The sequence below is a fragment of the Desulfomicrobium salsuginis genome, from assembly GCF_054657795.1.
This window is the reverse complement of sequence record NZ_BAAHYA010000002.1, coordinates 1,640,222-1,651,747: the sequence shown is the minus strand read 5'-3', so window position 1 is coordinate 1,651,747 and position 11,526 is coordinate 1,640,222. Positions and strand designations below refer to the sequence as shown.

The window sequence follows — 11,526 nt, the reverse complement described above, 5'->3', positions numbered from 1 at the left end:
GCGGGGAAGGGATGCTGGTGTTCATCCCGGCCTTATATCGCCTTGGAGGGGCCGGGCTTATGATCGTTTTGCCGTTGGCCCGCGCCGAGCAGTTCTTCCGGCGAGGGTTTGAGCAGGGCGACCGTGGCGCAGTGGGGAGCAAACACGGTCAGCCAGTAGCCCTCGGCCAGCGGCAGGTGCAGGGTCCCGCGCACGCCCCCGTTGTCCCCCGTGGTTTCGATTTGCAGCGGATCGGCCAGCAGTCCTGTCCCCTGGGCTTTCAGCAGCGCTTCCTTGATGGTCCAGCGGCGAATCAGCTCCGACGCCGGGGATTGGGCTCTGCGGATGGCGGCCCGTTCCATGCCCGTGAAGACCAGGTCGAAATCCTCCACAGCCACCGGCTGAATTTCCTCGACGTCCACGCCGATGCCGCAGCGGGTCCGTGCAGGGCCGATGGCGCAGACCGCCCAGTTTCCCGAATGGCTGAGGCTGATCGGCCGGATGCAGCCGTCAAGCCAGGGCTGCCCCTGGGCGTTGTGGCGGAGGGCTTCCATTCCCGCTCGCGCGTCGCAATTTTCCAGAATCGACAGGCCGAAGCCGAGCAGAAGGCGAGCCAGAACGCGCCGGAGACGATCCTCGGGCCTGCGGTTCTTTCGGATGGCCTCGGCGTGCCTGCCCGGAACAAGGCCAAGGAGGGATTCTTCCGGCAGATGTGCGAGGAGGCCGATATCGGCCGCCAGGACAAGCGCTTGCGGTTCGTACATTTCCGGCACGTCCGCGTGCCGACAATCGTCAAAATTCGCTGCGTTCATGTGGAAAAGGATTGGTCGCGATCGCCGTTTCGGGGTCTGTTCTGAATTGTTGGGCGGGACGTCTTTCATGGAGGTTACGAGCTGTGAGCATGCGCCCTGTTTCGGCAGTGTGGACGGTCCCTTAATGGCGCCGCCGTTTTCGGCCTGACCCATCAGGCGCTTTGTGGAGGGGCTGCATTTTTTCGGGTTGCGCATCCAGGGCCTGGTCAGCCTGCCATCTACGCCGACGTGTGTACCGGCTGGCCGCTGAATCGCGGAAAATGCGCAGTCAAGTCGAGGCGCAGCTGCGTACATCGCGTAAGACGCTTGCTCCAAGGCCAAGGGGTCGGATTCCGTTCGAGGGCGTGCACCCGGCGCTGTCCGAACGGACGTGACGTTGCCTGCTATTGCCAGAGAATTCAAGCTCATAACCGGTCATCAAGCATGTGTCTGACGCAAGGCGGTCATTTTCTCCCGGTCGATGAAGGGTTGTCCTGCATTGCGCGGCGCCATCACGCCTGCTCCGAACGGCCGCTGCGCAGCCCGCGGGTTCGCGCGGACGAAGTCGGGGCCTGGGCCCCGCCCCGTCATGCATTGCTTCCGCTTCTGTACAATCTCTCGGCGTTGCTGAACTCCCTGTAGGCATCCTGATCCAGGGGGAAGTCCCAGGAGCCGCAGCGGTATTCGATGCGGCCGCCGAAGCCGGTCTTGAAGCGGTACAGGCCGTAGAAGGGGTGGGACGGGTCCACGCCGGGCGAGACCGCGCCCATTTCGTAGGTCGTGCAGCCGCGTTCGCGGGCATGGCGCATGGCTGTCCAGTGCATGAGGCTCGGGGCCATGAGGTTGCGCTTCGTATTGGCCGACGCGCCGTACAGAAAGTTCGCGGCCTTGCCGGAAATGCCGACGATGGCGCCGGCCAGGATGTCCCGTCCGTGCCGGGCGAGCAGAAAAAGCAGCTCCGAATGATCCGGCGACGAGGCCAGACTTTGGAACAGGACGGCAAAATGGTCGTAGCCGCACTGTTTGAAACCGTTGCGGCGGGCCGTCTGGCAATACAGAGCGTAGAATTCCGGCAGCTTTTCCCGGCCTACGGTCTGTACCGTGACCCCTTTGCGCTGCGCCAGGCCGATGTTGTAGCGGGTCTTGGGCTTCATGCCGTCGAGGATGGCGTCCTCGCTTCCGCCGATGTCCACCACGAGGGAACTGGCCACGGTCAGGTCCTCGAAGGACTTGCGGATGTTCCAGTGCCGCGTGCCCATGTTCATGCGCATCTCGCGCACCCTGCCCTCCGGGAATGCCGTCCGTCCGCCCTCTCGCAGTTCGTCGGAATAGGGGGAGGTCCAGGGCAGGTCGTAGCGGATGAAGGCCACGCCCGGTTCCAGGTGCCTGGCCAGGGCCAGGGAGAAGTTTTCGATGAAGGTCCCGTATTCCTCCTGCTCCGGCGCATGTTCGGGGCCCTGCGGCACGATGGCCACCGTTTTGTCCCCGAGGGTCTTGAGCAGCACGAGGACGTCGCCTCCCGGCCCGCCCGTGGCGATGTCGAAGGCGCGGGGCCTCAGACCGAGGCGGGACTTGACCTGCGCCCAGTAGGGCGTCTGGAACAGAATGTCCGTCGGCAGCAGTGCGGCCGTTGTCTTTGACGAGAGATCCACCATGTACTCCTCCGTTCGTGGCGGCGTTGAGAGTTGGCGAGGAACAGGGGGCCGTGCCCCCTGAAAACGCGACGATGGCCGCTTCGGCGGCGTGTGATCCTAGAGGTCGAAGTTCCCGGAGCGTTCGGGCTGGTCCACGACCTCCTTGATGACGAGGCGGAGCGTGCCGCCTCCGGGCCGGGGCCAGGGCATCTCGTCGCCCTCGGACAGGCCGAGCAGCGCGCTGCCCACCGGGGCGAGGATCGAGACCGTCTCCTCGTCGTTGTCGCGCGAGCCGGGGTAGACGAGCTTCAGGCAACGCTCCCCGCCTGACGGCTGCAACTCGAACCGAACGGTGGAATTCATGGTCACCACCGTCGGTGGGACCTGCCTCGGGTCCACTCTGACGGCGCGGTCGAGCTCCTCGGCGAGTCCGGCCTTGGCCGGGAAGGCCACGGAGGACAGGGAGTCCAGCAGAATCTCCAGGCGCTCGGCGTCCTGGGTCGTAATGATGATTTCGGGTTTCGTGCTCATGGTCACCTCCTGGGCGCATGTGCTGCAAAAGGTTCGGGCCCGGCTGTGCGGGATGCAGGGGGCGAAAAAAAAGGGGGCATGCCGATGACACGCCCCCCAGGTACTAGACTGGAATCTTCAGGGCGTGGTCAGGTGCCCACGGGGCGACGCAGCACGACGGCAACGGCTGCACGGTTGAGTTTGACGCACTTGGACATGGCTGCTCCTGAGCGAAAACGCCTTTCGGGTTTGCACGGTACAAAAAAACAGGAAGCACTCCGCCGTTTCGGAATGCTTCCCATGAATCTCCAACTTCGAAACAAAAACCCCTCTAGCCCGCTCTTTGCTTTCATGCAAGCCCCAAGTCGGAAAGTGGGCCTAATGGGGCAATCTGACGGGCAGTCGCGTGTGTCGAGCGGTTCGAAGTTTCCGGCCGTTTGACGTGCCTCGCGAGGCGTGCAGACTTTTCGATCTCTTCCGTATATAAGCAGGCGCAACCCTAGGGCTCCTTGCCCGGGAAACATTGGTGGGCGGATACTATTGCGTTTTCCCACGAAAGCCCGTGGATCGGTAACCATGGCAGACGACTACGAAAGTCCGGCCGGATTGGCCGCGGTGCACATGTCCGTCGAGGACATCCTGAGCTTCATGAACGATTTTCCAGCACTGCTCTGGCGCATCGAAATCGCGAAGTCGCGCATCGAATTTCTGAACAACAACTACGTCATATCGCAAGGAGTGGACGGCAAACTGCTGCTCAAGAACATTCGCTACCGCAACGATGTGGTCCTCCCGGAGGACGTGTACCTCCTCGACGCGTTCATGGATTCCGTGAAAAAGGGGAAGACGGCGGCGATGATTTTTCGTGTGCGCTGTCCTGAGGGCAAAATGACCTGGATTAAGATCACCGGTGCGACAAACACATGGGATCCCAGATATTATTATGGATTTTTGCTCAACGTGACGGACACCGTCGAGCAGATCAAGGCCATCATGGACAAGGATGTCAGCATCCAGTCGCTGGTGGACGAGACTGAGACGGCGGCCGTGGTTCTGGACTACGACTCGCGCAAGGTCCTGTGCTGCAATGTCGCGGCGTGTGACCTGTTCGAAATGAATATGTCGGAACTGCTCGACCAGAACTTGAGCGACCTGTGCCGAGAATCTGTGAAGGCGGCCGTGGAACAGATGCTGGAGCAGGTGATGCTACAGCGGAAATGGAACGGACGGCTGGACTTCTATCAGAGCGGGAAACGCAGTTACTTCACTGCCGAGACCATCGTCCGGCACATGTCCTGTGGGGGGCGTCGCCTGCTGCGGGTCAAATTTGCCAACCCCAAGTTGGGCCGTGAGCGCATTCGACCCAGGCACGTTATTTCCGATGATTCCCGCAGACTGAGGCTTGTGCGCGACTTGGCCGAAGTGCATTCCGACATCGACGGCATCCTCAAGGTTGCGTTCGGTTCCGGGCTTGTGTCCGAAAAAATTGACGCAATCATATTTTCCGATGTGCATGTGCGCAGGAACCAAGTCTTCGTCTATTACGCCGGAAACCGGCCCGCAGAATTGCAGCAGGGCCAGAAGTTCGCCTACGTCGGAACCATCGCCGAGGACATCAGTCGGTTCCGCCTGTCTCATCTGACCGTCGACGACACCGAGGAGAGCATCAAGCCTATCGACTGGGCCCTGTTCCTCCCGCTGGGCATCCGGTCCTACTTCGCCAAACCCTTCTTCAGCCGCGGTGTTCTGCGCACCGTGCTCATCATGTGTTCGCACAAGCCCCACGCCTTCACCGGAGCCGCCACCCGCGACTTTGACGACATTTTCGAGCCCATCAATGACGCTGTCAGGATGTGGCGTCAGTGCCGGAAAGTCTGACCCGTCACGAATTCTGTTTCATTTTGGTTCTACCAAATCTGGATATTTTGTCCTATGCGCGGCACTATGGCGCAACTCCTCAAATAAATTGTGAAAATTATTGCCACGAGTCGTTTTTTTCGTGTATGGGTCTACCAAAACAGTTCAAGAAGGACCCGGTATACGATGGAAGACCAGGATCGACTGCTCGGTGAGCTTGCCGCGGTTGTCAGTGAAAGAGGGCTGCGGCCTGGAGACAAGATGCCCCCGGAAAGGGAATTGTCCGGGCGGCTGGGCGTCAGCCGCAACACGTTGCGCGGGCTTCTCAAGTCTCTCGACGCGCGTGGGGTGGTGATCATCAAGCCGGGAAGCGGCACCTACCTGCGCACCAGCCTTGCCGCCGTGGAACTTCCCGACCGGAAATCCCCTCGGGCCGTGGCCGATCAGCTCAAGGCCGCCTTTCTTTTCCTTCCTCCAATCCTTTGCAAGGCGCTGCAGACGAGTTCCGCCACGCAGATCGATGACCTTCACGCCTGCAATATCGCCTTGAGCCAAGCCATGTGCTCAGGCAACCCGCACGAAATTTGGGCGGAAATCGTCCTTTTTTTCCGCGTCATCGTCAGGGGGACGGGGAATTCCTTTCTGGCAGAGACGGTGGAACGCATTTTCAGCATAGACCCGGCTTTCGTGGCCCGATTCTTTCAAGCCGACCGTGAGGCGCTCGACGACATTTTTGCCGGGCATGTAAGCATATTGCAGACGCTGCGAGAGCGGAACCACGGCCGGATTTCCGTCCTGACAGGCCAGTATCTCCTGAGCCTATGCAGGGCGCTGGAAAGCGGGGGATTTTCTGTCTGGGACCCGGTCTCGGACGACAAGCCGGCAGCGGGGACGTATGAAGAGTGAAACAGCAGTGAACCGTAGATTCTTCTTCAGAAGAAGCGTTGCGCATGTATTGGATACGCTCTGCTTCGGAAGCGCCGAAGAGTCAATGCCCTCCAAAGCAAATTATACGAAAGATCAAATGTCTGCCTTGTTTGGAGATTTGTCATCAGAATGTCTTAAAGGCGAAGCAAGACGGCTTGGTATCGATCCATCTAACAAGGAAGAGATCGCAGAAAAACTTATGCAGGAAATGTTGAGCTTGAGAAAATAACGCAACAAGTTGATGAAAAAGAGGGAGGTGCATCAAAGAAGATTCAAATTTCAGACGCTATTAAAAAATCGGGGCGAAGTGTTGGTCGCAGGACGCCCCGATCTTTTCCCCCAAGCCACATTCCAACCCAACTACGGAGGACTTATGGAGAGGTACGGAGAAAATTATCTTGAGGAGCGAAAGCTTGTCAAGCGTTGGCCTCAGCCGATCCCGGCGATTGTCGCCCTCGTGCTGACGTTGGTGGTTTTTTACGGGACATGGTGGATTTTCCAGGACCCCAGAGGGCTCATGCGCATGTACACGCCGTATGTCGGGTACATGTACACCCGCTGGTGGTTGATCATGCTCATCTGGATGGTCTATATCTTCAACTACTGGCCTTTCAAGCGCGCGTGGCTGGAAAATACACACCCTGTCATCAAGGGGACGGTGCTGACCGGCATCTCGGTGCTCATTCTCTGGGTGCTGATTAAGGGATTTTTCGAATACCTGTTGGGTAACTACGCGCTGGCCTACTTCAATCCCGAACAATTGACCAAACTTCCCGGAATTACGGAGTTCTTCGCCGTCGAGTATGCTTCCCTGGCCTGCCTCATGTTCGCGGCCATAGCGTCCTGGCTGAGCCCCGCATGGATCGTCGCCTTGGAGGAGGTGCCCTGGAAAGGCATGCCGCAGCCAGGCAAGGGCGTCAGCATTCTGGTCGTGACGTTCTTCCTCAGCACGGTCGTGTATTTCATGACCATGCATTCCCACATGGGCATCCTGTACTACCCGTGGCAGTATTTCACGTCCATCACGCCGCCGTACTGGGAGCGGTTTGCCAACACCGTGTCCGGCAACTTTCATGTCGCCTGGATCATGTGCTGCACGGTGACGGTCTGGCTGGTGGAGACCATCTGGGAGCGGATGCCCTTCAAACTCATTCGCACCAACTGGTTGCGCCGCATCACGGCATTTTTCGGCATCATCGCCATCGCCTGGGCCATGCATTTCTTCCTCTTTTTTGCGCAGGAATTGACTTGGGGACCGGCCATCCGCGGCACGCGCCTGATCAACGCCCCGGATTGGCGCTGGCTGCATGTCGGGGAGATGGCCGTCTTCTTCTTGGTTCCGGCCCTGTTCCTGAACTTCTACTGCGGCAACTGGCCGCGGCGCTTCAGCCTGCCCGTCAACATTCTGGTCAGGACGCTGATCACCCTTGCCGCCGCCGTTGTCCTCTACGTGTTCTACTACAAGACGTCCCACGACTTTCTGGGGACGCAGAAGGGTTTCATGCACGAACAGCAGTTCCCCATGATCCCGACCATCTGGCTGATCAATATCTGGCTCGTGCACCACTGGTTCATGGACAACTGGCCGGCCTGGAAGATGGTTCCCAAGACGGCCGCGGAGATTGCTGCGGACCATGCGGCCGAGAAGGCGCAGATCGAAAGCGTGCGCTGGTCCCCGGCCCTGGGTTGGGGCCTCGGCACCGGCCTGGCATGCGGTGTCGCGGTGTATTTCCTCGTCCTGACAGCCCTGCCCTGGGTTTCGAAAACCTTCACCATCATCAAGTAGCCGGAGAGGATGTATCATGAGCGAAGACAAGAAGACACTGAGCCGCCGCGATTTCTTCAAGGGAGCGGCGCTGGGGGCCCTGGGAGGGACCATCCTGTCCATGGGGGCGTATTCGTACAGTCCGCTGCGCAAGGCCTTCCTGCCTGAAGTGCAGCGCAAGATGACCGACATCGGCATGTGCAAGAGCATCAAGGTGACAAACATTTCAGAAACCAGCTGGTTCGAAAACTCGGTCCTCATGGGGGACATCAAGAACGCAGGCGGGCTGCTGGTCAACCAGTACAGCTACAACTGGCCGCCCTTCGGCGATGGAAACGGACTTGGCAAGGGCAGCTACGAGAGCGGCATCGCAAAGATCAAGCACCTGTTGCCCAACAATCTGGACGAGGCGTGGGCCATCACGGAAAAGCTATCCGTCAGCCCGCTGAACGCGGGCGGATTTGCCGCATTGGTCGAGGTCGAGGAACTCGACGGCAGAAAGCGCAAGTTCCTGCTCGACAGCGGCTGGTCCTATCAATGGATGGACGAGTGTTTCAAGCGCGAGGGGATCGACGAGATGCTCCGCAATCGGGAAATCGAGGCGCTCATCATCTCCCATGAGCATTTCGATCATTTCTGGGGCATCCCGGTCACCTACAAATACGACCCGACCATCACCACATACATTCCGGACGGCTTCTATCCAGAGGGCTTGCAGTACATCAAGGATTCCGGCCATCAGGGCAAGGTCGTCACCGTCAAGCCCGGCCTCAACCCCATCGTTCCCGGCCTGGCGACGTTTGTCTTCGCCGTGCCGATCATTTGCCGAGTCTACGGCGAACAGGCCATCTACGCCAACGTCAAGGATCACGGGCTGGTGAGTGTGACCGGTTGCTGCCACTTCGGCATCGTTCAGTTTGCCGAGACCGCATATAAGGAGATCAAGTACGAGAACGACCAACTTTATGGCATTTACGGCGGGCTGCACATTTCGCCCTTTGAGGACTGGGATCCCAAGTACGACGACTTGGTGCTGTCCCTCGGGAAGTACGATTTCCAGAAGATCGGCTGCAACCACTGCACCGGTCTGCTGTGCGCCAAGAAATTCGTGGATGCCGGCTACCCCGTGGTCAAAGGAACCGCCCGGCACCGCAGCAAGGAGACAAACTACCTCGGCAACGGCGACAAGATTGGGTTCGGCATAGACGTGTGATTCGATCATGGCCCGACGGCGAGAGGCTTTCTTTCGCTGTCGGGCCATATGGGGGGAGCGGCGATGCGTGTATATCCAGATCAGAAACCGGCGGGGCTGTGTCTCGACGATGTATACCCGGGCGATCCGTCCATGAAGCCCCTTGCGGCGATTCAAGAATTTTTCCGAGCGATTATGATGCGCACCAATTTTGTGCCGGTGGTGCGTCATGTCATCGGCTGGCGAGGCCTGCAACACGTGCCGGGGCAGGAGGAGAGTTGGACGGCCAAAATTCGGGGGCGCGATGGTGTATACGGCGTCGCCTTTGCGGGAGCCGACCTCGTCCACGGCTGGATTCAGGGGCGGTTTTCCTTGTACTACTTTCCGCACCCGTACGAGGAACTCGTGGAGCGTTGCTCGCTGCGGGCCGCTGTCGTGACCCAGGAGGAGGGCTACATGTCCCGAGTCAGGGAATTCACGTCCTGGCCGGAAGCCGCTGGCCTGTTTCGCATCGCGGATCTGACCGTGAGCCTGGACGCGCGCAAGCAGGGTGTCGGCCTTGGCGTCGAAGGATCCTCGGTCTTGCGCTGCATTTCCGGGCCAGGCGTCGTCGCGAGGCGGGACGGTCACGAGGTGACCCTGATCGAGCCGGGGGGAGTGGATTCAGATTTCCCCGCTTTTGAAACCGCCCTGGAGTTTTTCAACGTCCTGGCCTCGTCCATAACCTTCAATCTCGTCCAGTGCCCTGTTTTTTTGGACGAAAGACAGTCGGCCGGCCAGGAAACGTTTGCGGACGCTTTCGGGCTGACGACCAGGCCCGTCGAAGACATTCATGAGCGCGCCCTGACGCTGGGGTACGGGCAGGGAGATTTCATCGATCTGCTCGGGCCCCTCGAAGGCAGTGGAAACGTCCATGCGTGGTGGAGCGGGAATCCGATTCCGGAGGTCTGGCGCCAATGTCCGTGGTGGAGCACCGACCGGCTCCGCGCCCCGTCCCCTGTCGACAGAAAAACCCTTGGTCTCGACGGTCGGCCGCCGCTCATTATTCTGACGGGTTTTTTGGGCTCGGGCAAGACGAGTTTTCTTCGGCATTTCATCGAATACCAAACCCAGCGCAGCAGGTTCGTGGCCGTTGTCCAGAACGAGATAGGCTCCGTGGGGCTCGACGGAAAGCTGCTCGACTACGCAGTCACGGAAATCGACGAAGGGTGCGTCTGCTGCAGCCTGGCCGGCAGCCTGAAACGGGCCGTCCACGGCATCCTTGCTGATTTCGACCCCGATTGCATCATCGTCGAGACGACAGGTCTGGCCAATCCGATGAATCTGCTCGATGAAATGGAGGAGCTTGAGGATCTGGTGCGTCACGACTGCACACTGACCGTGGTCGACGCGGTCAATGCAGAGGCGACTTTGGCCGAGCACCATCTCGCGACGGAACAAATACGGGCGGCCGACATTGTGATGCTCAACAAGCAGGATCTGGTGGATCAGGAGCGCCTTGATGCCGTCGTGCGGCTGGTGCGGGAACGAAATCCGCATGCGCCCGTGTTCACGACGACGAACGGGGAATTGCATCCGGCCCTGGTTCTCGACGCGGAGACGCACCCGACCGCATCGTCTTGCGAACTCGGGCGAGGTCTGCAGCACGTGTCGCACATCCATGAAGGGCTATGGTCCAAGAGCGTCCGCCTGCACCGCCCCTTGCAACGCGAAACGTTCTTGGAAATGGTGAACCTGCTCCCCGCTTCAGTCTTTCGCGCCAAAGGGGTCATCGAATTCGAGGGTTCGCCCCAGGCCCTGCTGTTTCAGTACGTCGGAGGAAGATACGAGATATCGCTCTTTCCTTCGCCGTCCGATTCCGATCGCTTTCTGACGCTGATCGGCAAGGGCGGCGATCCACATGCCGCTTCCGAAGCCATTCTGAACATTTGCGGGTACGCGTCCTAGGCGTGCGCTCCTGGGCTTCCGTGATGGACAGGACCGCACCTGCGGCGGCATCTTTGGGCGGTCTCAAGTCTGGCGGCGTTGGTTTCGGACTGTCGGTGCGTCGCCGCCATGGCGTCCAGTCGGACTTTCTGCGCGGCGCCGATCTCGCCCATGGTGCGGGCGGCTGTCCCGGAGATGCGCGTCAGCGTGGCGACGACCTTCTCGCGCCAGGCCTTGGCGTTCCCGCTGCTTGCACGCAGGCGGCGAAAATAAGGATTAGCCTTCGGCGCGCAGGATGTACCCGAGCCAGACGTCGCGGTTGCCCAGCAGGGACCGGCTGCGCGTGTGCTCCAGTACGCGCAGCCCCGCCCGGTCGAACTCGCGGCGCAACTCCGAGTCCGACCAGAGCTGGAAGACCCGGCCGTCGCCCGCCTCCTCGCTGCCTCCCCAGGCCTTCATGCTGACGTACATGATGCCGCCGGCCTTGAGCATGCGCTTGGCCTTGCTCATGGCCCTGGGGAATTCCGGCTTGGGCAGGTGGACCAGGGTGCCGATGAGCAGGATGCAGTCGTAGTGCATGGGCGGGTTGTAGTCGAAGAGGTCGATCATGGTCACGGGGCAGGCCGAGTGGTCGCTGGCCAGGACGGCCAGGGACGGCGAGCGCTCCAGGCCTGTCGGGTCGAAGCCCCGAGCCTTGAACCATTTGAGGTCGCGGCCCGAACCGCAGCCGATGTCGAGGATGGCGCCGCCCGGCTGCAGGTAGGGCAGCAGCGGTTCAAGGATGGGCGACGGGTCGATGCGGTTGGTGCGCTCGAAGTAGGCCCGGGCGTTGGATTCGTAGAAGTCGGTCATGGCCTCGGTCGGGGTTGCGGCGGTGCCGGTGCACGCCGTGTTTTCGGGGCGTGAAGCCCGCGTCGAATGCGCCGTTGTAGCGCCCTTGATGGA

Annotated in this window: 11 protein-coding genes; 7 read left to right on the top strand and 4 right to left on the bottom strand. The window is 60.3% G+C overall.

Going from position 1 to position 11,526, the window contains the following annotated elements:
• Nucleotides 1-32 precede the first annotated feature (32 nt).
• Nucleotides 33-533, bottom strand: a complete 501-nt coding sequence (locus ACYQ3G_RS14560; RefSeq protein WP_459826807.1) for a 4'-phosphopantetheinyl transferase family protein — start codon at nucleotides 531-533, stop codon at nucleotides 33-35.
• Here ACYQ3G_RS14560 and ACYQ3G_RS14555 point away from each other — a divergent pair.
• The gene (locus ACYQ3G_RS14555; protein ID WP_459826805.1) at nucleotides 516-836 is read left to right on the top strand and encodes a hypothetical protein; all 321 of its coding nucleotides are present in this window, start codon (nucleotides 516-518) and stop codon (nucleotides 834-836) included. The genes ACYQ3G_RS14560 and ACYQ3G_RS14555 overlap by 18 nt on opposite strands.
• A 521-nt stretch (nucleotides 837-1,357) precedes the next feature.
• Here the strand turns inward: ACYQ3G_RS14555 and ACYQ3G_RS14550 are convergent.
• Nucleotides 1,358-2,425 (bottom strand): lipid II:glycine glycyltransferase FemX, encoded by a 1,068-nt coding sequence (locus ACYQ3G_RS14550; protein WP_459826803.1) that lies wholly within the window; start codon nucleotides 2,423-2,425, stop codon nucleotides 1,358-1,360.
• 96 nt (nucleotides 2,426-2,521) lie between these two features.
• A complete protein-coding gene (gene rnk, locus ACYQ3G_RS14545; protein WP_459826801.1) occupies nucleotides 2,522-2,935 on the bottom strand; it encodes a nucleoside diphosphate kinase regulator in 414 nt (137 codons plus the stop codon).
• Nucleotides 2,936-3,490: 555 nt separating this feature from the next.
• Here rnk and ACYQ3G_RS14540 point away from each other — a divergent pair.
• The 6 genes from ACYQ3G_RS14540 to ACYQ3G_RS14515 all read left to right on the top strand — a co-directional run bounded on the left by ACYQ3G_RS14540 (nucleotide 3,491) and on the right by ACYQ3G_RS14515 (nucleotide 10,602).
• On the top strand, nucleotides 3,491-4,792 hold the full coding sequence (locus ACYQ3G_RS14540) for a PAS domain-containing protein (RefSeq protein ID WP_459826799.1): 1,302 nt from the start codon (nucleotides 3,491-3,493) through the stop codon (nucleotides 4,790-4,792).
• 165 nt (nucleotides 4,793-4,957) lie between these two features.
• Complete coding sequence (locus ACYQ3G_RS14535; RefSeq protein ID WP_459826797.1) at nucleotides 4,958-5,677, top strand: FadR/GntR family transcriptional regulator; 720 nt, start codon at nucleotides 4,958-4,960, stop codon at nucleotides 5,675-5,677.
• Nucleotides 5,667-5,927 (top strand): hypothetical protein, encoded by a 261-nt coding sequence (locus ACYQ3G_RS14530; protein WP_459826795.1) that lies wholly within the window; start codon nucleotides 5,667-5,669, stop codon nucleotides 5,925-5,927. Before ACYQ3G_RS14535 ends, ACYQ3G_RS14530 begins: the two co-directional genes overlap by 11 nt.
• A gap of 144 nt (nucleotides 5,928-6,071) precedes the next feature.
• A complete protein-coding gene (locus tag ACYQ3G_RS14525) occupies nucleotides 6,072-7,484 on the top strand; it encodes a hypothetical protein (RefSeq protein ID WP_459826793.1) in 1,413 nt (470 codons plus the stop codon).
• A 16-nt stretch (nucleotides 7,485-7,500) separates the two neighbouring features.
• Nucleotides 7,501-8,676: an MBL fold metallo-hydrolase gene (locus ACYQ3G_RS14520; RefSeq protein WP_459826791.1), complete on the top strand. Its 1,176-nt coding sequence runs from the start codon at nucleotides 7,501-7,503 to the stop codon at nucleotides 8,674-8,676.
• A gap of 174 nt (nucleotides 8,677-8,850) precedes the next feature.
• Entirely contained in the window at nucleotides 8,851-10,602 is a 1,752-nt protein-coding gene (locus ACYQ3G_RS14515) for a CobW family GTP-binding protein (protein WP_459826788.1), read from the top strand.
• A gap of 255 nt (nucleotides 10,603-10,857) precedes the next feature.
• Here ACYQ3G_RS14515 and ACYQ3G_RS14510 read toward each other — a convergent pair whose 3' ends face one another.
• Entirely contained in the window at nucleotides 10,858-11,433 is a 576-nt protein-coding gene (locus ACYQ3G_RS14510; protein WP_459826786.1) for a class I SAM-dependent methyltransferase, read from the bottom strand.
• Between the last annotated feature and the right edge of the window lie 93 nt (nucleotides 11,434-11,526).

What these genes read in the sequence shown, in the direction of transcription:
- rnk (WP_459826801.1), bottom strand. Translation starts at nt 2,935, where the DNA reads ATGAGCACGAAACCCGAAATCATCATTACGACCCAGGACGCCGAGCGC.
- ACYQ3G_RS14540 (WP_459826799.1), top strand. Translation starts at nt 3,491, where the DNA reads ATGGCAGACGACTACGAAAGTCCGGCCGGATTGGCCGCGGTGCACATG.
- ACYQ3G_RS14515 (WP_459826788.1), top strand. Translation starts at nt 8,851, where the DNA reads ATGATGCGCACCAATTTTGTGCCGGTGGTGCGTCATGTCATCGGCTGG.
- ACYQ3G_RS14510 (WP_459826786.1), bottom strand. Translation starts at nt 11,433, where the DNA reads ATGACCGACTTCTACGAATCCAACGCCCGGGCCTACTTCGAGCGCACC.
- ACYQ3G_RS14525 (WP_459826793.1), top strand. Translation starts at nt 6,072, where the DNA reads ATGGAGAGGTACGGAGAAAATTATCTTGAGGAGCGAAAGCTTGTCAAG.
- ACYQ3G_RS14530 (WP_459826795.1), top strand. Translation starts at nt 5,667, where the DNA reads ATGAAGAGTGAAACAGCAGTGAACCGTAGATTCTTCTTCAGAAGAAGC.
- ACYQ3G_RS14550 (WP_459826803.1), bottom strand. Translation starts at nt 2,425, where the DNA reads ATGGTGGATCTCTCGTCAAAGACAACGGCCGCACTGCTGCCGACGGAC.
- ACYQ3G_RS14535 (WP_459826797.1), top strand. Translation starts at nt 4,958, where the DNA reads ATGGAAGACCAGGATCGACTGCTCGGTGAGCTTGCCGCGGTTGTCAGT.
- ACYQ3G_RS14560 (WP_459826807.1), bottom strand. Translation starts at nt 533, where the DNA reads ATGGAAGCCCTCCGCCACAACGCCCAGGGGCAGCCCTGGCTTGACGGC.
- ACYQ3G_RS14520 (WP_459826791.1), top strand. Translation starts at nt 7,501, where the DNA reads ATGAGCGAAGACAAGAAGACACTGAGCCGCCGCGATTTCTTCAAGGGA.